The organism is Rhodococcus sp. SMB37 (assembly GCF_004345605.1).
Lineage (GTDB): Bacteria > Actinomycetota > Actinomycetes > Mycobacteriales > Mycobacteriaceae > Rhodococcus.
Genome location: NZ_SLVY01000016.1, coordinates 45,153 through 67,334, shown reverse-complemented (window position 1 = coordinate 67,334; position 22,182 = coordinate 45,153). Strand labels below are relative to the sequence as shown.

The 22,182-nt window shown below is 66.2% G+C and carries 24 protein-coding genes; 11 read left to right on the top strand and 13 right to left on the bottom strand.

From position 1 onward, the window contains the following. The first annotated feature begins 50 nt into the window (after positions 1-50). Positions 51-590 carry a dihydrofolate reductase family protein gene (locus tag EV641_RS22520; RefSeq protein ID WP_132474711.1) on the top strand — a complete coding sequence of 180 codons (540 nt, stop codon included), beginning with the start codon at positions 51-53 and terminating at the stop codon, positions 588-590. A gap of 115 nt (positions 591-705) precedes the next feature. On the opposite strand, the gene EV641_RS22515 is transcribed toward EV641_RS22520, so the two are convergent. From EV641_RS22515 to EV641_RS22505, 3 genes are all read right to left on the bottom strand, one after another. Further along, entirely contained in the window at positions 706-1,269 is a 564-nt protein-coding gene (locus EV641_RS22515) for a TetR family transcriptional regulator (protein WP_132474709.1), read from the bottom strand. Continuing rightward, a complete protein-coding gene (locus EV641_RS22510) occupies positions 1,256-2,779 on the bottom strand; it encodes an MFS transporter (RefSeq protein ID WP_132474707.1) in 1,524 nt (507 codons plus the stop codon). The genes EV641_RS22515 and EV641_RS22510 overlap by 14 nt, the downstream gene beginning before the upstream one ends. Before the next feature lie 95 nt (positions 2,780-2,874). Further along, positions 2,875-4,119: an amidohydrolase gene (locus tag EV641_RS22505; protein ID WP_132474705.1), complete on the bottom strand. Its 1,245-nt coding sequence runs from the start codon at positions 4,117-4,119 to the stop codon at positions 2,875-2,877. Positions 4,120-4,258: 139 nt separating this feature from the next. Between EV641_RS22505 and EV641_RS22500 the strand changes: the two genes are divergently transcribed. Further along, complete coding sequence (locus EV641_RS22500) at positions 4,259-5,131, top strand: alpha/beta hydrolase (RefSeq protein ID WP_132474703.1); 873 nt, start codon at positions 4,259-4,261, stop codon at positions 5,129-5,131. Positions 5,132-5,206: 75 nt separating this feature from the next. On the opposite strand, the gene pcaD is transcribed toward EV641_RS22500, so the two are convergent. From pcaD to EV641_RS22485, 3 genes are read right to left on the bottom strand one after another with little or no spacing between them, the layout of a single operon-like run. Continuing rightward, positions 5,207-6,373 carry a 3-oxoadipate enol-lactonase gene (gene pcaD, locus EV641_RS22495; protein WP_132474701.1) on the bottom strand — a complete coding sequence of 389 codons (1,167 nt, stop codon included), beginning with the start codon at positions 6,371-6,373 and terminating at the stop codon, positions 5,207-5,209. Next, a complete protein-coding gene (locus EV641_RS22490; protein ID WP_132474699.1) occupies positions 6,370-7,692 on the bottom strand; it encodes a lyase family protein in 1,323 nt (440 codons plus the stop codon). The genes pcaD and EV641_RS22490 overlap by 4 nt, the downstream gene beginning before the upstream one ends. Positions 7,693-7,748: 56 nt before the next feature. Next, entirely contained in the window at positions 7,749-8,669 is a 921-nt protein-coding gene (locus EV641_RS22485) for a LysR substrate-binding domain-containing protein (protein ID WP_132474697.1), read from the bottom strand. A 99-nt stretch (positions 8,670-8,768) separates the two neighbouring features. On the opposite strand from EV641_RS22485, the gene pcaH reads away from it, so the two are divergent. Together pcaH and pcaG are read left to right on the top strand one after the other, a co-directional pair. Further along, positions 8,769-9,500: a protocatechuate 3,4-dioxygenase subunit beta gene (gene pcaH, locus EV641_RS22480; protein ID WP_054719276.1), complete on the top strand. Its 732-nt coding sequence runs from the start codon at positions 8,769-8,771 to the stop codon at positions 9,498-9,500. Between the two features lie 9 nt (positions 9,501-9,509). Beyond that, on the top strand, positions 9,510-10,166 hold the full coding sequence (gene pcaG / locus EV641_RS22475; protein WP_054719282.1) for a protocatechuate 3,4-dioxygenase subunit alpha: 657 nt from the start codon (positions 9,510-9,512) through the stop codon (positions 10,164-10,166). 90 nt (positions 10,167-10,256) lie between these two features. On the opposite strand, the gene EV641_RS22470 is transcribed toward pcaG, so the two are convergent. Next, positions 10,257-11,717 carry a DHA2 family efflux MFS transporter permease subunit gene (locus EV641_RS22470; protein WP_054719285.1) on the bottom strand — a complete coding sequence of 487 codons (1,461 nt, stop codon included), beginning with the start codon at positions 11,715-11,717 and terminating at the stop codon, positions 10,257-10,259. Between the two features lie 156 nt (positions 11,718-11,873). On the opposite strand from EV641_RS22470, the gene EV641_RS22465 reads away from it, so the two are divergent. From EV641_RS22465 to EV641_RS22455, 3 genes are all read left to right on the top strand, one after another. Further along, the gene (locus EV641_RS22465) at positions 11,874-12,503 is read left to right on the top strand and encodes a TetR family transcriptional regulator (protein WP_132474695.1); all 630 of its coding nucleotides are present in this window, start codon (positions 11,874-11,876) and stop codon (positions 12,501-12,503) included. 40 nt (positions 12,504-12,543) lie between these two features. After that, positions 12,544-13,629, top strand: a complete 1,086-nt coding sequence (locus tag EV641_RS22460; RefSeq protein ID WP_132474693.1) for a potassium channel family protein — start codon at positions 12,544-12,546, stop codon at positions 13,627-13,629. An 84-nt stretch (positions 13,630-13,713) separates the two neighbouring features. Then, on the top strand, positions 13,714-14,574 hold the full coding sequence (locus EV641_RS22455) for a PaaI family thioesterase (protein WP_241997406.1): 861 nt from the start codon (positions 13,714-13,716) through the stop codon (positions 14,572-14,574). 134 nt (positions 14,575-14,708) lie between these two features. Here EV641_RS22455 and EV641_RS22450 read toward each other — a convergent pair whose 3' ends face one another. Both EV641_RS22450 and EV641_RS22445 read right to left on the bottom strand, forming a co-directional pair. Beyond that, positions 14,709-15,614: a type IV toxin-antitoxin system AbiEi family antitoxin domain-containing protein gene (locus EV641_RS22450; protein WP_132474689.1), complete on the bottom strand. Its 906-nt coding sequence runs from the start codon at positions 15,612-15,614 to the stop codon at positions 14,709-14,711. 162 nt (positions 15,615-15,776) lie between these two features. Continuing rightward, the gene (locus tag EV641_RS22445; protein WP_132474687.1) at positions 15,777-16,694 is read right to left on the bottom strand and encodes a TIGR03564 family F420-dependent LLM class oxidoreductase; all 918 of its coding nucleotides are present in this window, start codon (positions 16,692-16,694) and stop codon (positions 15,777-15,779) included. A 92-nt stretch (positions 16,695-16,786) separates the two neighbouring features. Here EV641_RS22445 and EV641_RS22440 point away from each other — a divergent pair, with 92 nt between their 5' ends. The 4 genes from EV641_RS22440 (at position 16,787) to EV641_RS22425 (ending at position 19,384) form a co-directional block, all read left to right on the top strand. Beyond that, positions 16,787-17,620 (top strand): TauD/TfdA family dioxygenase, encoded by an 834-nt coding sequence (locus EV641_RS22440; protein WP_132474685.1) that lies wholly within the window; start codon positions 16,787-16,789, stop codon positions 17,618-17,620. Further along, positions 17,617-18,174, top strand: a complete 558-nt coding sequence (locus EV641_RS22435; protein ID WP_054716448.1) for a nuclear transport factor 2 family protein — start codon at positions 17,617-17,619, stop codon at positions 18,172-18,174. The genes EV641_RS22440 and EV641_RS22435 overlap by 4 nt, the downstream gene beginning before the upstream one ends. A gap of 97 nt (positions 18,175-18,271) precedes the next feature. Continuing rightward, complete coding sequence (locus tag EV641_RS22430) at positions 18,272-18,943, top strand: PaaI family thioesterase (RefSeq protein ID WP_347238246.1); 672 nt, start codon at positions 18,272-18,274, stop codon at positions 18,941-18,943. Positions 18,944-19,036: 93 nt separating this feature from the next. Continuing rightward, positions 19,037-19,384, top strand: a complete 348-nt coding sequence (locus EV641_RS22425; protein ID WP_054716442.1) for a hypothetical protein — start codon at positions 19,037-19,039, stop codon at positions 19,382-19,384. A gap of 169 nt (positions 19,385-19,553) precedes the next feature. Here EV641_RS22425 and EV641_RS22420 read toward each other — a convergent pair whose 3' ends face one another. The 4 genes from EV641_RS22420 to EV641_RS29545 form a co-directional block, all read right to left on the bottom strand. Then, entirely contained in the window at positions 19,554-20,750 is a 1,197-nt protein-coding gene (locus EV641_RS22420) for an aminotransferase class I/II-fold pyridoxal phosphate-dependent enzyme (RefSeq protein WP_132474681.1), read from the bottom strand. Between the two features lie 79 nt (positions 20,751-20,829). Continuing rightward, a complete protein-coding gene (locus EV641_RS30200) occupies positions 20,830-20,964 on the bottom strand; it encodes a hypothetical protein (RefSeq protein ID WP_277874520.1) in 135 nt (44 codons plus the stop codon). Positions 20,965-21,134: 170 nt separating this feature from the next. Beyond that, positions 21,135-21,800: a hypothetical protein gene (locus EV641_RS22415; protein WP_132474679.1), complete on the bottom strand. Its 666-nt coding sequence runs from the start codon at positions 21,798-21,800 to the stop codon at positions 21,135-21,137. 171 nt (positions 21,801-21,971) lie between these two features. Continuing rightward, a complete protein-coding gene (locus EV641_RS29545; RefSeq protein WP_199233355.1) occupies positions 21,972-22,133 on the bottom strand; it encodes a hypothetical protein in 162 nt (53 codons plus the stop codon). Positions 22,134-22,182: the final 49 nt, after the last annotated feature.

The following is a 22,182-nucleotide window of genomic DNA, read 5'->3' as shown; positions in this document are numbered from 1 at the left end:
CGCTCCTGAAGTCGATACTGGGGACAACGTCCACTCGACGAGGGAGAACCATGGCCAAGGTGTTGTACTCGGCGACTATGTCGCTGGACGGTTTCATCGCCGGACCGGGCGGCGACATGTCGTGGATGAAGCCGTTCTTCGAACCCGACGAGGAGACCGACGAACTCGCGGCCGATATCGGTGCGCTACTGGTCGGCAATCGCACCCACCGAGGGGACGACCCCAACCGCGGCACCGAGAACGAGGGCGCCTTCGGCGGGACCTGGGACGGCCCCTACTTTCTGCTCACCCACCATCCGTCGATCACGCCGGAGCCGGGAGTGACCGTCGTCCACGATCTCGAATCCGGACTCGCAGCCGCCAAGGCCGCGGCCGGCGACAAGTACGTCGGCATCCTCGGCGCCGACGTCGCACGCCAATGTCTCGAGATCGGCGAACTCGACGAGGTGATGGCGAACATCGTGCCGATCTTCCTCGGCGACGGCACACCCCTGTTCTCCTATCCCGGCGGCAAGCAGGTGCGGCTCGAGCAAACGACGGTGTCGCACACTCGGACCTGGACGAGTATCTGGGCGAGGGTCGTCCGCTAGCACTGTTCGTCGAACCGGCGCACCGAAGTAGGCAGACGAAACAGGAACCTCGCAGGGCCAGTGGTCAACCACCAGCCCTGCGAGGTCTACATTTGCCCTGCTTACATCCGGAGCGCTAGTGCTCCTCGGTGAGGGCCAGCAGTTCCGCGCGCGCAAGTTCGAGGTCGTCGCTCGTCAGGTACGGGCTCGGCGCCGAGAGTGCGAGCCCCTCCGCCGCGAACCGGATCATCAGCACACGCGACCAGGGCAGGCCGTCCGCCGCGAAAGCGGCGCTCAGATTCTCGGCATCGCGGGCATACAGCGCCTCGATGCCGGGCGGATTCCCGAGCGTCGCGAGCAGTGTCCCGGGATTGAAGGTGTCCATGAGATAGGCACTGCCGCCGGTGAGGGCGCGCACGTATCCCCGCGTGAACTTCCCGGGCCTGTTCTCCGACAGGTCGATGTGAGCGTGGATCTCTTCCCACATCCTCGTGATGCAGTGTTCGATGACTCCGTAGATCAGTGCTTCACGGTTCGGAAAGTGGTGCATGAGACCACCCTTGGTGACACCCGCTGCAACGGCGATGTCGGCGAGACTGACCTTCGACCCACGCTCCGAGAACATCTGCTGGGCAGATTCGAGGATCGCTCGGCGCGTGCGTTCCTTATCGCGGGTGACGACCTGATCAGTGCGCTTCATGGGTACCTACTGTGGCATCCCGCGGCGACGGGATCACGCGCCAGGCCACCACAGCCGAGACGGCAAGGATCACCGCGGCAACGAACGAGGTGGTCTGCACCGCCGACACGAAGGCGGACTGGGCATGGTCGACCACGACCGGATCAGCAACATCGGCGACGGTCGAGGCCAGCGAGCTCTCGGCGATCGTGGCGTCGGACGGATCGGTGCCGGCGGGCAGGTCCAGATGCGACTGGTACATCGCCAGATGGACAGATCCGAGCACGGCAATACCCAATGCCCCTCCGAGTTCGTAGGCGGTTTCCGCAATGGACGACGCAGCTCCGGCGCGTTCCGTGGGGACGGCGGAGACCACGGCATCGGTCGACAATGTCATCGCGATGCCGATACCGAGGCCGAGAAGCACCAGCGAGATACCGAGGCCCCAATAGGCGGACATCGAGACGGTCATACCGATCCCGGCGAGCCCGATTGCACCCAGCGTCAGACCGAGCCCGATCGAGCGCCCCGCCCCCATGCGTGCCACGAGAGCACCGACGAACAGAATGACGACCATCGACGCAATCGTCGACGGCAGTTCCGCCACACCGGCCTTCAGCGGGCCGTATTCGCGGACCAGCTGCAGGTACTGCGAGAAGAAGTACAGCAACCCGAGGAACGCAAAGATCGCCAGGCCGTTGGCGGCCACGGCGCCCGAGAAGGCGGGCATTCGGAACAGGAAGAGGTCTAGCAACGGATTCGGCAGTCGCGTCTGCCTACGCACGAAGAGGTATCCCATGATCATGCCGAACGCTGCGGTGGCCGGAACACTCCAGTCCAGCCCGCCACCGGCCCAGTGCTTCACGGCGTACACCACCGGGACGATGGCGAGGATCGACAACAATGCCGAGATCACGTCGATCGTCTGAGCAGAGCTACCGCGCGACTCCGACAGCAGGATCGGTCCGGCGACAAGCACGATCACCATCACCGGCACATTGATCAGGAACACCGAGCCCCACCAGAAGTTCTCGAGCAGGACCCCGCCGACGAGCGGACCGACCGCGGCACCTGCGGTGGCGCCCATCGCCCAGATTGCGATCGCCGTGGTGCGTTGTGTCGCGTCGAGGAAGGTAGCGCGGATGATCGCCAGCGTCGAGGGCATCAACGTCGCCCCCGCCACGCCCAGCAGGACGCGCGCAGCGATGAGGATCTCGGGGTTCGGGGCGAACGCTGCGATCACCGATGCGACACCGAACCCTCCGGCACCGATGAGCAGCAACCGTTTGCGGCCGATGCGATCGGCCAGGTTGCCCATCGTGATGAGCAGGCCCGCCAGCACGAACGAGTAGATGTCGCCGATCCACAACAATTGGGTCGAGCTCGGGGCGATGTCGACGGCCATCGACGGCACAGCCAGGTAGAGCACAGTGTTGTCGACCGCGATCAACACGACGACGAGGACGAGGACCGTGAGGGCCGACCATTCGCGACGCCCGGCGCGCGGTGTCAGGGTCTGTTCTTCGGTCACGCGCACCACGGTAACAGTCCATATGGACTGTTGTAGAACCCGAAAGGGCGGTTGTGATGAGTTTCGCCCCTGAGCGCAGAGGCTCCGGCAATCCGCTACGCCACCGGCAACCACGTTCGCGCTGCGGTGACCAATGCCGTGACCCCGATCGTCATCGTCGGTTCGATGACCGGCGCATAGTGCGGCGAGTGATTCGAAGGCACCTTCAGCAGCGCAGGATCCGTCATGTCGCCCGTGGTGAACACCGAAGGATCCGCGCCTCCGAGCAGCCAATATGCCAGGGGCGCACCAGCACTCGTGGCGAGGACTCCGACGTCCTCACTGCCTGCACCCGCTCCGGGATCGAGGATCTTGTCCTCCCCCAACCACGTGGCGAACGCCTCCAGAGTCTTGCCCAACGCGGAGGGATCGTTCGTGACCACCGGGAAACGTTCGATCGAGGTGATTTCGGGTTCTTCCGGGGCGCCTGCCGTCGCAGCCTCACCTCGAACAATGCGATCGACGCTGTCGAGGATCTTCTGCCGTATCTTCGCGTCGTAGCTGCGGATGTTCAGCTGCAGCACGACCTCACCGGGAATGACGTTGGCCGCATCTCCCGCGTGAATGGAACCGACCGTGAGCACCGCGGTCGCCGTGCTCGGGATCTCGCGCGAGATGATCGTCTGCAGACGCAATACGACCTCGGCCGCAATGACGATCGGGTCGATGGATGCTTCCGGCATCGACCCGTGCGCACCTCGGCCGATCACACGCACGCGCAGCGAGTCCGACCCCGCATACGAGAGACCGGGATGTCCGGCGATCTTGCCTGCCGGAAGCGGCGCCACATGCTGACCGAGCACCACATCCGGTTTGGGGAACCTGTCGAACAGCCCGTCGTCGACCATGGCTTGGGCTCCCGCACCCAACTCTTCGGCCGGTTGGAAGACGAGGAGCAGTGTGCCCGACCAACTCGCAGTATCAGTGGAGAGAATCTGCGCTGCGCCGAGCAGGCACGTCATGTGCATGTCGTGACCGCACGCGTGCGCCACCGGCTTCGTCTCGCCGTGTTCGTCCACGGCGGTAGCGGTACTGGCGTAGTCGAGGCCGGTGTCCTCCTTGACAGGGAGGGCATCCATGTCGGCGCGAAGCAATGCGGTCGGTCCGGCGCCATTCTTCAACACCCCGACCACTCCGGTCTTCCCGACACCGGTGGTGACCTCGAACCCGAGAGCATTCAATCGCTCGGCCACGATGGCAGAGGTGCGATGTTCCTGGAATCCGAGTTCCGGATGTCTGTGAAGGTCCTTGTACAGATCGGTCAGCGCCGGATCGATTTCCACCTTGTCGGATCTGGTCACAAGCTCGTCCCTTCCGATGCGGAACACTGGGGTCCTTGTCGAGTATCCACGGGATCGGCCATCGGCGGGCCGATACCCGCGATCGGGCAGTCTCGGACCGGACCGATGAGTTCTGTCGTCGACCCCGGTCTGTCACGGCATGACCACAATCGATCGCCCCGTCACCACCGCCACCCTGGACGTTCCCGGCGCCACCCTCACCTACGACATCCGCGGCGACCTGAAGTCCGGCACCCCACTGCTGATCGTGGGGTCGCCGATGGATGCGGGAGGATTCGCAGCGCTCGCGGCGCAGGTCGTCGACCGCCCCGTCGTCACCTACGACCCTCGCGGCGTGATGCGCAGCCCCCGCGACACCCCCGGCCTTTCGACGCCCGACCTCCACGCCGACGACCTGCACCGCCTCATCGAGGCACTCGGCGTCGGCCCGGTCGACCTGTTCGGCAGCAGCGGCGGCGCGGTGAACAGCCTAGCGTTGGTCGCGAAACATCCCGAGCAGGTCCGGACACTGATCGCGCACGAACCGCCCACCTGCCCGCTGCTGCCCGACTCCGCAGTCATCAAGGCGGTGGTCGACGACATCGACGCCACCTACCAGCGCAGCGGCATGGGTCCGGCGATGGCGAAGTTCATCATGATGCTGACGCAGACGGAGCCGCTGGAGCCCTCCTACCTCGCCGTGCCCGCGCCCGACCCGTCGATGTTCGGGATGCCCACCGACGACGACGGCACCCGCGACGACGCCCTGCTCAGCCAGAACCTGCAGTCCTGTACCGGATACGAACCCGACTTCGACGCCCTCGCAAAGGCGTCGACCCGCGTCGTGATCGGGGCGGGCACGGAGTCGACGGGTGAGGTCTCCGCTCGCGCGGCAGCGGAGGTCGCGAAGCGACTCGGCGTCGAACTCACGATGTTCCCCGGCGGGCACGCCGGGTTCACCGGCGACGGATACGGCGTGCCCGGCGACCCGGAGGGCTTCGCGGCGGTGCTGCGCACAGTGTTGGCTCGCTGAGGTCTGCACACCTGATGTGAGGTTCGCACACCCGTTTGTCGACCACAGGGTGTGCGAACCTCACATTTGTGTTGCTTACTTCCCGGCGGATTCGAGATCCGCCAACGCCTGCTTCCCCATCGCAAAGGCGCGGTTGCTGTTGGGCACGCCCGCATAGACAGCGGTGTGGAGGAAGACCTCGATGAGTTCGTCGGGATCCACGCCCGCTCGCAGTGCCGCACGGATGTGCATGTCGAGTTCGTGCTCGTTGCCGACTGCGGTGAGGATCGCGAGGGTAAGCAGCCGTCGGGTGTGATGGTCGAGTCCGGGGCGCGCCCAGATGTCGCCCCACGCCGTGCGGGTGATGAAGTCCTGGAACGGCTCCGTGAACGCCGTGGCCTGCGACATCGCACGGTCCACGTGCGCGTCACCGAGCACCGAACGTCGCATTCGCATACCCACCTCGACAGCTGCAGAACGATACGCACCCACCTGCTCCGAACTCGTGATATGCGCGCGGATCAGAGCTGTCACACGGCCCGCCTGCTCGACGTTCACCAGATGGGCGCCCGGGTCGAGGACGTGGAAGTCGGCATCGGCGATACCGTCGGCGAGTTCACGCATGACGTCCGGCGGGGTCGCCGGATCCTGCGCACCCGCGATCACGAGCGTGGGGGCGACGATTCGCGCGAGGTCGGCGCGTCCGTCGAACCCGGCCAGGGCGTGGCAGCAGCCGGCGTACCCGTCGTCCGACGTCGCCGACACCATCGCGACGTGCCGCTGGACCAGCTCGGGGTCGCGTTCCGCCAGATCGGCCGTGAACCAGCGTCCTACGATCTGCTCGGCAAACGAACCCGCCCCGTCGGCGAGCACCGTCTCCGCGCGGTCACGCCACTGCTGAGCCGGCTCGAACACCGCGGCCGTGCACAGCAAGGTCAGCGACCGCACCCGCTCCGGGCGATGGGCGGCAAGCCACTGCCCGACCGCACCACCTAGTGACAGGCCGACGACGTGCACCGCGTCGACCCCCAGCTCGTCGAGCAGTGTCAGAACATCTCCGGCGAGTTCGGCCACCGTGTAGGCACCCGCAGCAGAATCAGATTCACCGTGCCCACGATGGTCGACCGCGATGACGTCGGCGATCGGCGACAATGCCACGATCTGTGGCGACCACATCCTCCGGTCGGAACCGAGCGACCCCAGTAGCAGTACCGACGGGGCGGCGGGATCACCGTGTCGTTCGTAGGCGAGTGATGTCATCACAGTCCTCCGTGTCGGGCGAGGGCACGGTCGACCAGATCGGCGGCGTGCCCGAGATAGCGGGTGGGATCGAGGAGTTCGGCCAAGTCATCGGCCGACAGGTGCGCGGTGATGCGCGGGTCTGCGTCGAGCGGGATTCCGGAGACAGCGGCGTCGGTGACGACGGCTCGCGCATCGTCGACGTGTCGCGACAGTGCGCTCGCCACCTTCTCGGCCAGCACCGCGCCCCCGGTGAGCCCGAGGTTGCGGTCGAGAGCATCGACGTGCACGTGCAGTCCACTGAGACTCACGGAAAGCCGTTGTGCAGCACCACCGGTGAGACGAAGCAGATCCGCAACGACCTCCCACTCCGCATGCCACGACCCCGCGGCGCGGGCGAATTCGTGGTCGGCCGACGACAACACGGTCGCGACGAGCCCCGGCACCCGACGCGCGGCAGCCCTCGCCGCGATGGCGGCCACGGGATTTCGCTTGTGCGGCATGGCCGATGAACCGCCCGGTGAGTCTTCGGAGACTTCACCTATCTCGGTCATGGCCATGAGCACCACGTCGGTCGCGGGTTTGGACACTGCGCCGGCCGCGACACCGAGCGCCGCGGCGAGCCGCGTCATCGGCGTGCGCACGGTGTGCCACGGGATGGTGGCGCGCGCGAGTCCGAGGCGGTCGGCGAGGTCGTCGGCGAAGTACATCCCGTCGGGTGCGACGGCGGCGAGGGTGCCGGCGGCACCTCCGTACTGCACGGGCAGCGCCGAGAGGGCGCGGTCGAGTTCGATGCGGGCGTCGTCGAGTCCGGTGAGCCACCCGGCGGCGAGAGCGCCGAACGTGGTGGGAAGGGCTTGCTGGCCGAGGGTGCGCGCGATCATCGGTGTCGCGCGATGTGCTCGGGCGAGATCTGCAGCAGCGTCGGCGGCCGCGGCGAGGTGGTCGAGGATGCGTCGTCCGGCACGACGCGCGAGGAGCACCAGCGCGGTGTCCATGACGTCCTGGCTGGTTGCGCCGACGTGCACGGCGGTCGCGGGGGCGGCGGCGCGATCGCGGAGCAGCTTCACGAGCGGGATGACGGGATTCCCACCTGCCACGGCAAGGGCACCGAGTTCGGCAGGGTCGAGGTCGCGGGCGAGTTCGGTGGCGGCAACGGCCACGGCAGCGGCGTCCGCTTCGGTCGCACGCCCGATCCCGACGGCGCCGGCGGTGATCGCGGCCTCGACCTCGAGCAGCGCTCCGATCCACGCGCGGTCCGACACCTCGGGTGCCATGTCGTCGGCCCCGAAGACAGGATCGAACAACGGCCCGCGGGTGGATTCCTGGTGGGGGTGTGACATCGGAGACCTCGGGATCGGATCGGGTTCACTCGGAAAAGCTGCGCCAGAGCGCGGTTTCACGCACTGACTGTGCCATGGCCGGCTCGGCGCAACAGCGCAGCAACGTCGTCGACGATAGCGGACGCCGCCGCAGCCGAGCGGATCACGCCGATCGTTTCGGCCGTGCCGACGGTGTCGACGGGCAGCCGAGTGAGCCTCCCGTCGGCGATGTCCCGCCCGGGGACGCGCTCGGGGGCCACCCATACGGCATCGGATTCGCGCGCGTAGGCGGCGGCGACCGCGACGTCGAGGGTCTCGACGGTGCCCGGAGGTAATTCGAGGCCGTGTCGGCGCAGGAGCACGTCGGTGTGGTGTCGCGGAACGGTGCCGGCCGCCCCGACGACCAGCGGGTATTCGCACATCGCGGGGAACGTCGCCCGCGTGCCCGCCAGCGGATGGCCGGGGCGGACCACGAATGCGAGCGCCTCGGCATAGAGCAGCTCGAACGACAGACCGGCCATGGTGTCGGGGTCGCTCATCCGCCCGATCATCACGTCCACGTCGCCGGCCCGCAGTGCCGCGAGCAGTTCGGTGTTGGTGGCGGTGCGGAGGCGGACGTCGAGCTCGGGGTGTTGCGCGCGCAGCTCTCCGAGCACCTCGGGGAGCAGCACCGACGCGGCCGATGGCAACGCTCCGATGCGCACGGTCGCGTGCTCGGATTCGCCGGCGCCCGCCAGTCCCGCGACGGCGGTGTCGAAGGCCTGGACGACGCGTTCGGCGTGGTCGAGGAAGCGTTCACCGGCGGCGGTGGGGACAGCGCCGTGACGGCCTCTGTCCAGCAGTTTCATCCCGGCGAGGAGCTCGAGTTCGTTGATGGTCTTGGTGACGGCAGGCTGGCTCAGGTGCAGCCGTTCGGCAGCGCGACCGACGTGGCGTTCGTGCGCGACCGCGACGAAGCAGGTCAGGTGCCGTAACCGGATACGGCCGTGAAGGTCCATTACCAGAAGTTATGCAACTTGGCCCGAATCGTCAATTTACATGAGGGTTCGGCACACATAGCGTAGATGTAACCCACAGCCCACGACAGGAGCGGCTTCATGAGCATCGCTGGAAGAAGCGCATACGGCGAGTTCGTCGAACGCGACCACACGCAGCATCCCCCGGCACTCACGCCGGGGTACCGCACGTCGGTCCTGCGTTCCCCGCGCAACGCGCTCATCTCACCACGGAACACGGTGTCGGAGAAGACCGCTCCACTGATCACCGCACGCGAGCTCGGCGAACTCGACAACGACCTGATCCTCAACTTCGCGCACGGCGGTCTGCCGATCGGCGAGCGGATCATCATGCACGGCTACGTCCGCGACGAGTTCGGAAATCCCGTGAAAGGCGCGTTCGTCGAAGCATGGCAGGCCAACGCCGGTGGCCGCTACCGGCACAAGAAGGACTCGTACCATCTCGCGCCGATCGACCCGAATTTCGGCGGTTGCGGCCGGATGCTCACCGACGACAACGGCTACTACTTCTTCCGCACCATCAAGCCGGGCCCGTACCCGTGGGGCAACAGCACCAACGCGTGGCGTCCCGCGCACATCCACTTCTCGATCATGGGGGACGGCTGGGCGCAGCGTCTGATCACGCAGTCGTATTTCGAGGGCGACCCGCTGATCGAGCAGTGCCCCATCGCCGCGACCATCCCCTCCCGCGACCAGGTGCGCAGCCTGATCGCCCAGGCCGACACCGCGAACGACGCCCCGTTCGACGCCCGCGCCTACCGGTTCGACATCACGCTGCGGGGCCGCCGCGCCACCTTCTTCGAGAACGCATAGGGAGCCACCATGAACCAGCCGCTCACACCGCTGCCCATGGTGCAGCGTCGCCCTGAGACCCCCTCGCAGACGGGTGGTCCGTACGTGCACATCGGTCTTGCGCCGCAGCAGGCCGGATTCGACATCTTCGAGAACAACTTCGGCAACGTGCTCGTCACCGACGACACGCGCGGCGAGCGAATCACCCTCGAAGGACGCGTATTCGACGGGTCCGGCACCCCGGTCCGCGACGTGCTCATCGAGATCTGGCAGGCCAATGCCGACGGCAAGTACGCCCACCCCGGCGACAACCAGGACAAGGACGTCGATCCGTCGTTCCGCGGGTGGGGTCGTACCGGTGGCGACTTCGACACAGGCGTCTACACGTTCGAGACCATCAAGCCCGGCGCCGTGCCCGGAAACAACGGCAGGACCCAGGCCCCGCACGTGCTGATGGTGTTGTTCGCGCGCGGCATCAACGTCGGCCTGCACACGCGGCTCTACTTCGACGACGAGACCGACGCCAACGCCGCCGACCCGCTGCTGAGTTCGATCGAGTGGGAGGTGCGCCGCGATACGCTGATCGCCAAGCGCAGCGAACGCGACGGAAAGCCCGTCTATACCTTGGATATCCGGTTGCAGGACACCCCGGACGGCGGACGCGAGACCGTCTTCCTCGACATCTGAACGCGGGACTGTCGAAGCCGGCAGCACAAACAAGAACCTCGCAGGGCCAGTGGTACGCCACCGGCCCTGCGAGGTTTACTTCTGCCCTGCTTACTTCGCTTCGGCCAGCGCCGCCGCAGGCTTCCGGATGAAGAACGCCGCGACCACCGCCAGCAGCGACACGACGCCACCGCACAGGAACGCCATGTGGATACCGTCCTGATTCGCAGCGAGCTCGCTCGCACCGTCGGATGCGGCGGATGTGGCAGTCACGGTCATGACCGTGATGAACAGCGCCGTACCCGCAGCACCCGCAAGCTGCTGGACGGTGTTGAAGATCGCGCTGCCGTGCGAATACAGCTCGGCCGGCACCGCTCCGAGCGACGATGTCATCAGCGGCGTCATCACCGATGCCAGGCCCAGCATCAGCATCACGTGGACGCAGACGATCATCGGCGTCGACGACTCCGCGTCGAGGAGGGTCATCAACCACAGCGAGGCACTGACGACGGCAGCACCCGGGATGACGAGGGGGCGCGCACCGATGCGGTCGTAGATGCGTCCGACGAACGGCGACAGCAGACCCATCGCCAAGCCACCCGGGAGCAGCAGCAGACCGGTCTCGAGGGTGTCGAGGCCGCGCACGTTCTGCAGGTACAGCGGCAGCAGGATCAACGCACCGAACAACGCCATCATGCTGACGACCACCATGCTCAAACCGATGCTGAACACCGGGTACCCGAACGGGCGCATGTCGAGGAGGGCGCGTCCATCCTTCTGCCGGGACAGCTGACGCAGTACGAACACGACCAACGCACCCACACCGACGACGAGCGGCACCCACACCGGGATACTCGACTCCTCCGCCGAATGACCGATGCTGCTCAGTCCGTAGACGATGCCGCCGAACGCGAAGACGGACAGGATGACCGACACGACGTCGAGCGGGACCTTCTTCGTCTCGGTGACGTTCTTGACCAGCACGACACCGATAGCGAACGCGATGAGTGCGATGGGCAGGACGATCCAGAACATCCAGCGCCAGTCGAGGGCGTCGAGGATGATGCCGGAGATGGTGGGGCCGATGGCGGGGGCCACGGAGATGACGATGGAGATGATGCCCATCATGCCGCCGCGCTTGTGGGCGGGCACCACGCGCAGCACAGTCGTCATCAGCAACGGAAGCATGATGGCGGTGCCTGCGGCCTGCGTTACACGACCGGCGAGGAGCAGTTCGAATCCCGGTGCGGACGCCGCCAGCAGCGTGCCGAGACTGAACACGCCCATCGCCGCGATGAACACCTGGCGGAGCGTGAACCGCTCGAACAGATAGCCGGTGATCGGGATGACGACGGCCATGGTGAGCATGAAGCCGGTGGTGAGCCACTGGGCGGTGCTCGCGGTGATGTCGAGATCGACCATCAACGGCGGCAGCGCGACGCTCATGATCGTCTCGTTCAGGATCATGACGAATGCCGCGACGACGAGGACACCGATCAGCACCTTGCTGCCCGGCTCCAGATCGGCCTCGCGACCGACGTCGGCCTGGCCTTCCAACTGAGGTGACTGCATATCCGATTACTTCCTGAACCTGAATGGGTATATCGATCGCGACTGCGACAACCCTGAAAGTCTCGCCCGGCTTGGAAGTGACTGTCAACTTGATTTTCACTGCTAGATTGACGCGGACTCTCAACGTTGCGGTCCGAGGTGAAAGGAACCCCACCGATGACCCAGAAAACCCAGCCACGCGTCCCGGACCTGCGGGAACGACGCAGGCAGGAGACGCGCCTCGAGATTTCGAGGGCCGCCCTGGAGCTGTTCGAACTCCAGGGATTCGCTGCGACGACCGTCGAAGAGATCGCCCGTGCGGCAGGTGTGTCTTCGAGCACATTCTTCCGATGCTTCGCCACCAAAGAGGAATCGGTGTGGGGCCCGGACCGCGAACTCGAAACCGAAATCGTCGAGTGGCTCGAGTCGATTCCGCAGGAAGACATCAACCTCCCCGGCATCGAAGCCTTCTACGAGCGTTCACTGCAGCGACTCGTGACGAGCTCCGAGGACACACGGGATCGCATCCTGCGCACCCGCCGGCTCATCGCGTCCGACGACCACTTGCGTGCTGCCGCGTTCGCCGCCGACGCCCTGGCCATGTGCCGCATCACCACGAGCGTCGCCGAGCGCCTGCGCGGACTCCGCTCCGAATCGTTCGCGCGGCTACTCGTCGAATCGGCCGGTGTGGCCTCGCGCATCGCGTTCGACACCTGGGTCCGGCGCATCGAACGCGGCGAGGACGCCGACCTCGTGGAGATCTACCGCACCACCCGAACCGATCTCCGCGAGATCGTCGTCACCTGATACTTCGACGGAGCGACCTCTCGCGTGCAAGAGTGACGTAATGCCCGATAGGTTGCGAGCCCGGTTCAGCCGGTCCGATCAGCTCACGGAGCGCCCCGACTTCGCCCTCGTCGGTGTGCTGAAAGTTCCCCAGACATCGACGAGCCCGGCGCGCGCGATCGTGCGTCGCATCGGCTACGCCCTGGCGGCCCTGCTGGTGATGGTGGCGCTCGTCTACATCGACCGCGACGGCTACCGGGATGCCCAGGACAACGAGCTGTCGCTGCTCGACTGCTTCTACTACGCGTCGGTGTCGCTCTCGACGACCGGCTACGGCGACATCACCCCGATCACCCCGTCCGCGCGACTGATGAACGTCCTCGTCATCACGCCGCTGCGCGTCTTCTTCCTCATCGTGCTGGTCGGTACGACGCTGGGCGCCCTGACCGAGACGTCACGTCAGACGTTCCGAATCCAGAATTGGCGACGCCGGGTCCGCGACCACACCGTCGTCCTCGGATATGGCACCAAGGGCCGCTCCGCCGTCGACGCGTTGCTCGGCGACGAGGTGCCGCCGTCACAGATCGTGGTGGTCGACACCGACCCCGTCGTCCTCGAGAGTGCGGCCGGGCAGGGCCTGGTGACCGTGCACGGCTCGGCCACCAAACAGGACGTGCTGCGTGTCGCGGGGGTGCAGCGCGCGGCGTCGGTGATCGTGGCGGCGAACCGCGACGACACCGCCGTGCTCATCACCCTCGCCGCCCGCGAGATCAATCCGAACGCGAAGATCGTCGTCTCGATCCGCGAATCGGAGAATGCGCATCTGCTGCGTCGCTCCGGCGCCGACTCGGTGGTGGTCTCGTCGGAGACCGCCGGGCGGCTCCTCGGTGCCGCACGAAGCTCACCGCGCGTGGTCGACATGATCGAGGACATCCTCACTCCGGAGGAGGGCTTCACCATCGCCGAGCGAGCCGTGGACCTCGAGGAGGTCGGTCAGGACCCGCGACATCTGGGTCAGATCGTGTTGGGCGTCGAGCGCAACGGAAGCCTGTTCCGGGTGGGATCGCCCGAGGTCAGCGCCTTGTCCGCACGCGACAAGCTCCTCTACATCCGGTTGGCGGGGGACGGGTCGGGTCACCGCGGCTGAACGTAGCTCTCCCGCTCCGCCCGATTTTATGGAAGAGTCATTTCCATGATTGAGAATGACATTTCCACAAAGGGAGGGATGGACGTGTCCGCTGACAACACTTTCACCTCGGATTTCGGCATCAAGTCGCTGCAGGTCTCGAGGGACCGCGCAATCATGGGCGCGACCGTCACCGAGAAGCTGTGCACCTCCGCGGGCACAGCGTCACTCGGCTTCCTCACGACCCTCGTCGACATCGTCGCGTCCTCCCCGGCGCTGGTCGTGGGCTCCCCCGACTGGACCGCGACGCAGGATCTGTCGATCCACGCCGCCGGCTTCCTGCGACCCGGCCCGGTCGCGATCGACGCCGAGCTGGTCCGCGTCGGGAAGAAGACAATCCTGGTGGAGGTCGACGTGTACGACACGCACGGCGTCACCGATCTCCGTGAGATCGCGAACTCGATCGACACCCCGGGCACGGGCGGTCTCACCCTCGCCGCACGCGGACTCGTGACGTTCGTGCGTCTCCCCCGCTCCGCCGCGACCCACGGCGATGTCGCGTCGTACACCCCCGAGCAGTGGGTCGGGACGATTCGCGAATACCCACCCGTCCCCATCGACGACGACGTCTTCTCGCGCCTGAATCTTCGCGAGGTCGACGCCGCCAACGGGGAGTTCGAACTCGATCTCACCGCTTTCGTCGCCAATTCCATCGGCACCATCCAGGGCGGCGCGCAGGCTCTGCTCGCCGAGGCTGCCGCACATGCGATGCGTCCCGGTCTCGTCGCCACCGACGTCCAGGTCCACTACCTCGCACAGGTGAAAAAGGGCCCGGCGCGGTCGCACGGCACGGTGGTGCGCGACGCCGACGACCACTCGGTGATCAAGGTCGCACTCGTCGATTCCGGCAACGAAGACAAGCTGCTCACGCTGCTGACGATCACCCTTCAGCGCCCCACGCGGTAACCCGACGAGCGCCACCCTCGTTTGACGAGGTATCGGGGCGGAGGCCGCACTCCTTCCCGCGCGCCTGCCAGTTTCAGACAACGGCAATCACCGAAGCGGAAAGCTGGGCCGTACGCGGGAAGGAGGGATGATCGCTAGTGACGCCTCGCTCGCACAATCGCCCGCTCGAAGCGGGCGCGAACGACGTCGAATCGGGACAGTTCCGCCCACGTCCAGCGGATCACGTGGAAACCCAGATCGCGTAGCGCGTCCTCCCGAAGCTTCTCCCGACGAAAGACGTCGGGGCTGGCACTGCCGTACTTGCCCATACCGTCGAATTCGCCGACGATCCGATGCTCCTTCCAGTAGAAGTCGGTGCGGGCAACGAACTCGCCCTCCGGAGTGTGCACAACCTCCTGCAACGAGGGGGCGGGCAGCCCGATCTGTTCCATCCGCAACCGGCTCAGCGACTCACCGGGGCTTTCGCTACGTCCGTCGAGAAACGCGATGACCCGTCGCGCTGCGGCGATACCTTGCCGTCGGCCGAGGGACTCGAAGGTCTCAGCCAGTGCCGCCCTCAGCGACGGGTTTCTCGCCAATGCCGAATCCCCGGCAATCACGACCTCGTCGATCGGTGCCGTGCAGGCAAGGTCCGCGACCGTCCGCGCGATGGACGTACACGGCACTCCGTCGACCTCGACGACGTCGCCGGCGCCGAGGTGCACCACGTGCAGATGACGGCCGGTGCCGCGACGGCCACCGGATGTCCCGTCACGGCTCACGTGGACACGGCTCAGGTCGGGGCGCCACAATGTCAGTCCGTGCAGAACTGCGGCAGACACATGGCTGATCGCGGACCCGTCAGGCAGTCCTTCCCCCGTGGTCCGCGCCCGGATTCGATGTCGTTCGGTCGCGTCGAGGCCCTCGGCCGTTGGGCCATCCAGATAGATTCCGGGAGCGAGGCGCTCCAGTTCGCCGGTCCGGAGCGCACGACGGATCTCGGAATCGCTCAGACCTGAGCTGAGTGCGTCGCTGCGGCGGAAGGGTTTCGGTGAGGTCATGACGCCGAGAGTGTCACCGCGAGACATCGGGATCCTGCCCAGTGCAGGGATTTCCGCAGATCTGTGGATGGTTCTGACAGCTGTGGATAACTCCCGCGACGCAATTCGCTTCCCACAGCCTTCTTTACAGGTGTGCGAAGCCAATTTCCGCGCGGGAAGCGCCTACCGGGTAGTGAGGGAACTCAAGAAGCTCCGCGTCCGCTGGACCGAGCCGCGCACGTCGTCGCCGACGGGGAAGATCGCGGCCCAGACGTCGGTGGCGCCGGCGTCGAGCAGGTTCTGCAGTTGGGCGCGGACGGACTCTTCGGTGCCGACGATCGCGACGTCGGCGGGGGTGCTCGCTCCCCCGACCTCGAGGACACGCTGATAGTTCGGCATTCCGGCGTACATGGTGGCGGTCGCAGCGACCGCTGCGCGTGCTTCGTCGGCATCGTCGTGCACCGCAACGGGTAGCCCCGCGACGATGCGCGGCGACGGGCGGCCCGCTTTCTCCGCCGCAGTGCGGATTGCGGGTGAGATGACGGATTCGACCACCTTCGCCGACGCCATCCACAGCACCGTGCCGTCGGCGTATTGCCCTGCGACACGCAGCATCCGAGGCGACATCGCCGACAGCAACACGGGTACCTCATGCGCGACAGGCGTCATCCGACCCTCGCTCCGGGTACTCCACTCGCCGCCCTGGAAGTCGACGTCCTCGCCGCGCAGAAGCGCGGTGACGATGCGGACGTATTCCTCGGTGTTGCGACCGGGCCGGTCGTACGACATGCCGTAGACGTCGCGCACGAGACTCTCGTGCGACGGTCCGAGGCCCAGGGTGAAACCGGGACGCCCCATCGCTTCCGCCACCGCTGCGACACGGTTCGCCTGCAACAGCGGGTGGACGGGGTAGGTCTGCAGCACCGCGGTGCCCAGTTCGATCGACGAGGTCTCACGACCCGCGACGGCGAGCGCAGTGAGTGGATCGCCCGCGACCGTGCTCGCGTACCAGAGCGACGTGAAGCCGTCGGCCTCCGCTTTCTGCGCCTGTCGCACGATCTTGTCGGTGGTCGATGCGCCGCCCGTCAACCCGATACGCACTAGAACCTCCTATGAGAACCTTACCTATACTGAATGAGAATAGTACTCTCAGAAAAACAGTATCCACTTCTTGTCGACCCGGAGGCCGCACCTTGTTTCCCGACATCACCCCCATCTCGGAAGAAATCGGCGCAGAGATCACCGGCGTCGCAGGCCACACGCTCAACGACCCGGGGGCCGCCGCGCGCTGCCGAGAACTGGTCGACGAATACGGCGTCGTCGTGTTCCGCGAAGCAAAGATCAGCGACCGCGATCTCGTCGAACTGAGCCGCATGCTCGGTGAGGTCGTCGTTCCGCCGATGGGCGGCCAGGAAGACCACCCCGAGGTGTCCGCTATCAGCCTCGATCCCGCCAAGACGGTCCTCGCGGCGTACAACACCGGCACCTTCCACTGGCATATCGACGGCGCCACCGATGAGGTCCCCCAGAAGGGCACGCTGCTGACCGCGCTGCAGGTGTCCGACGAGGGCGGCGACACCGAGTTCGCGAACACCTACGCGTCGTACGAAGCCCTCTCCGACCAGGACAAGGCCGAGTTCGAGACGCTCCGCGTGGTGCACAGCTTCGCCACGGCCCAGCGGCTGGCCAACCCCGATCCGACGGAGAAGCAGGAGGCCGCGTGGGCTCGGGTGCCCGAGCGTGAGCATCCGCTGGTGTGGACACGGCGCAGCGGCCGCAAGTCACTGCTGATCGGCGCCACCGCCTCGCACGTCGTCGGCTGGCCCGAAGAGCAGGGCAAAGGCCTGATCGGACGCCTCCTCGCATGGTCGACGCAGCCGCGATTCTCACTGCGCCATCACTGGCAGCCCGGCGACCTCGTGCTGTGGGACAACACGGGCATGCTGCACCGCGCGGTGCCGTATTCGGCCACGTCACCTCGGCTTCTGCACCGCACCACACTCGTCGGCGAGGAAGCCGTCGCATGACCGACCTGACCGATCTCGAACGCAACGTGCAGTACCTGATGGACAGGACGGCGATTCTGGACTGCATCGCGAACCATGCACGCGGATGTGACCGACACGACACCGACCTTCTCGGTGGTACCTACCATGACGACGGCGTCGACGAGCACGGCGCGACCATCAACAGCGGACCGGACTACGCGGGCTGGGCCAACTCCACCCATGCCGCGACGGCAGACGCCCACACCCACAACATCACCACCCACACGTGCGAGATCGACGGCGACACCGCACACTGCGAGAGCTATGCCATCGTCGGACTGCTCGGAAAGGGTTCGTCCACAGTGCAATTGATGAGCGGTCGCTACATCGACCGGCTCGAGAAGCGCGACGGCACCTGGCGGATCGCGGTGCGCAGGTCGACGGTGGAGTGGACTGCCTCGGCCGACGCATCGCTTCTGCAGTCGCCCTTCTTCACGAAACAGGCCTTCCTCAAGGGCACCCGCGACACGTCCGATCTGTCCTATCAACGCCCCCTCGAAGCCGACTCCGATGCTCCCGCTCGCTGGCGATAGCAATCCCGATCAGCGGCTACTCCTTTTGACAAGGGCACACGGTCCCTGTTCGGATGGGAGGGATGATTTTGCGCGAAATTGGAGATACTCGACGATGATGGACTCGCTCGACACCTTCCGGCTGTACGTCAACGATGGGTTGTCGGACGAAGAAATCGCAGCTCAGGCAGCGCGCTACCAGCCGCTTGCCCAGGATCTGCGCGACCTCATCGTGCTGTCGATCCAGTCTCGTGGCGGCGACGACGACATCCTCGCTGCCCGCAAACACCTCTCCGACGCCAAGTCGGTCCTCGAACAGGATCGGGAAACCGGTCCGTACGGGACGCGCTTCAACGATTCCGGCACCTTCAGGACGTGGGGAAACGCCGCGATCGGACTGCGCAACCCGATCGCGCCGCCGCTGGACTTCCAGTTCGAGGACGACGGTCGGGTGTGGGCCGACTTCCATCTCCACGCCGGCTACGAGGGGCCCGCCGGGTTCGCGCACGGTGGAGTCTCCGCCTTGGTGCTCGATCAACTCCTCGGAGACACAGCCCGCCACGCAGGCGCTCCGGGAATGACGGGCACGCTCACCGTGAAGTATCGGCGTCCCACCCCGCTCGGCGATCTGCGCTGCGAGGCGCAGCTCGATCGGATCGAGGGCGCCAAGGCGTTCGCGACGGGAACCATCTCCGGTCCGGAGGGAGTGTGTGTGGAGGCCGAGGGCGTCTTCATCGCGCCGAAGTGGATGCGTGAGCAGCGCGAGCGCACCGGCGTCCGGGGCGGCTGAGAGTAACCCAGAACACCCGCGCAGCTACGGCAAGCGCGGCGTCGCGCTGAGTACAGTGGTTCGGGTACGCAGCGCGAAGGATGGTGACCGCACATGGAGAACGTCGAGTTCTATTCACTCGTCGCCATGTGTTCGCTCTTCGCGGCGTCCACGTGGTGTCTTGCCCGCCCGCATCTGCTGTCGAGCCTCGCCGCTGCCGTCGCGTCCTGCTTGTGGGTTCTCCTCAACGGGCCGATCGAAGGCCGTGTCCTCTATGTGGTCACGCCCGATCACGGACTCACCGAATCGGATCTGCTGTCGGCTGTAGGACTGTGCATCGCCGTGTGGGGCTACTGGTACAGCGTCCGGAACAGGCGTCGCCGGCGTCGGCGCCACACGAACGGGCCCACCCACCGGCATCCCGACGACTCTCGTGCAGTGCCCGTCCGCGTCGGCGATTAGCGCATGAACTTCCCCGAATCTCGGCGTTACATCACCATTCGGTATCGGTTCTGGACGAATCATCCAGGCTCACTTAGACTTGCCAACGGCCACTTCGGGTGGCCGTATCTCCCTGAAGTCCTCCCCGACACAGGAGATGCAGCGCAGAGCCCCGCTGGCTCCTCCCCCCTCAATTCGCCGGCGGGGCTTTCCTGCGCCCGCCTGTCGACAGTCCGGCGACCACACCGTCGAGGATCCTCCCGAGCAGCGCGTCCGACGTTGCGAAGTTGATCCGCACGTGGTTTCGGGAATCGAGCCCGAACCGTGAACCTCCTTCGACGAGGACGCCGCGCTCACCTATGCGGGTCACGGGGTCGTCGATTCCGAGTGGGCCGGTGTCGATCCACGACAGGTACGTTGCTTCGGGCACATGATGTCGTGCAGCGGGAACCTCGGCTCGTAGCACCTCGTGCACGCGTCTGCGATTGCGTTCCAGCACCCGCAGCAGGTCGGTCTGCCATGCGTCGCCGTCCTGCCAGGCGGCCAGTGTCGCCACCACTCCCGGCACCGACACCGTCCCGTACAGATCGAACGGTTCTCCGTCGCGTCGCGACAACAGACCAGATGGTCCGTAATGCACCACGGCGCAGCGCAGTCCGGCCAGATTGAAGGCCTTGCTCGCCGACGTGATGGTCACCGTGCGTGCCGCGGCCGCACTGCCGAGTGATGCGAAGGGAATGTGCCGGTGCGGCTCGTAGGTCAACTCGGCGTGGATCTCGTCGCTGACGACGAGGATGTCGAATCGCTCGGCGATGTCGGCGATGCGCTCGAGTTCGTCGCGGGTGTGCACGCGTCCGGTCGGGTTGTGCGGGTTCACCAGCACCAGAACCCGGGGACGATACCGCGCGACCGACTGCTCGAAGGTATCGAAGTCGAGTTCCCACCTGTGGCCGGTGTCGACGAACGGAAAGTCGATCTGCTGCAATCCCATTCGCCTCAGCGTGGAGAGGAACGGCGGGTAGTTCGGGGTCTGGATCGCGACGGCGTCGCCGCGGGTGGTGGCGAGATGCAGGATGATCTGCAATGCCTGAATGAGGTCGGTCTGCTCACGGACCGCTTCCGGATCGGGTTCCCACCCGTATCGCGCGGCCATGCGCCGGGAGAATTCTGTACGCAGCGGTGTGCCGCGGAACCAGTCGGGGTATCCGAGGTCGCTGCTGTCGATCCGGTCGTGTAGCGCGCGCCGGATCTCCGGGGCTACGGGGAAGTCCATGTCGGCGACCCAGGACGGGATCAACCCTTCTGCTGTCGCTTGCGCCCATTTCGCTCCCGCGCGGGCCGACAGCTCATCTACATCGAGATCGTCGAAACCGGGGACACCGGTCATCGAGCCTCCGAACGCTTCCGCTGCGGACAGCCGCGCGCTGCAGACAACGCGCGGCTGACTTCGCAGCACGCGGATGATGTCAGTTGCGTCGGTCTACTGCCCTGTCGTCGCCCTGAACGTCTTCATCCATCCGCGCGAGGTGGGCTTTGATCCACTCGGTGCTCCCCGGTGCGGCGGAGCTGTCGAACGTCGAATCGGTAATGCAGGTGCTCAAGTCAATCCTCGTCGCACTCGACGCCGGTTTGCCCGGCGGACGCAGGTCACATCCACCCCTTGTGAGTGACCGTCGTCACTATAGCCCTGGAATCAGAGCTCTGCCAAACCGCCTCGTAGCGGCCCGGCAGCGCCCGTAGAGGAGGGCACCGCCGGGACTACGAGTTCACCTCACGGCTGCGAGGACTGAGGTGCGAGCAGGTCTCGAATGAAGTCGAGGAACCACTGGATCGGATCGATCGGCAGTTCTTCCAGCGGCGGCTCCGGCGTCGTCACCGGCTCGTCGGAGACGGGCCCCGCCTGTGCCGGAGCACCCTCAGCGGGCGCGGCCGGAGCGGACTCGGCGGGTGCACCCTCGGCAGGCGCGGCCTCGCCGCCACCGACGGTCACCGTGATGGGTTCCTTCGCGAACGGGCGGCCCGATGCGTCGAAGATGTTGTCGTAGGTGGTGCCCGCGGCGTCCTGGCAACCCCAGTAGACGTCGTACGTGCCCGGCGTCAGCGCGCGAGCACCGGTCTGAGCGGGCGCGCCGTCCTTGACGTAGGTGGCCGACGACGTCTCGGTGTTCCTCACCGAGAACTTGGTACCGGCGGGCTGGTTGTCGATGCGGCCCGACGGGGTCGCGGTGTCGACGGTGCCCGGCTCGAGGACATAGGTGACGCAGGTGGCGCCGAGTTCGACGGAGTCCTGCGGCAGGTCGAAGTCGACCGTGATCGAGGTGTCGTCCGCGGACGCGGAGACGTTCGGGCCGGCAGCGGATGCGACACCCGGGACGGCGAACGCCAACGCAGCGGCACCGGCAGCAGTGAGGGCAGCTTTCTTCGCGACAGAATTCATAAATTTCCTCCCCGAAATTTTCTGGTGCGCCCGCGTCGTGAGCGGCACGCGAAACCCACCTCTGTCAGGCGCAGCTTCGTCTGCACGTTATCGCAGGTAACGAGCCGTGTCGCGACGAAGGGGCATTGCACGCCGGGAAGAACCGGAATGTCCCATTATCGATGCGGTCGGTCAGTTCAGGAGGGGTGGCTGCGCGTGATCGCGTTGCTCACGCTGCAATTCGACGAGCTGTTCTTCTCGCTCCGCCACCCGCAGGAACGCCCCCACAGCGAACGCAATGGCGGCCGACACTGTCAGCCAGGCCATCAGTCCCACTGCGATCCACCACCACATGAGCACAGTGTGCGCGAAAACGGGAGGCCTGCCAAACACCCTTACCGGA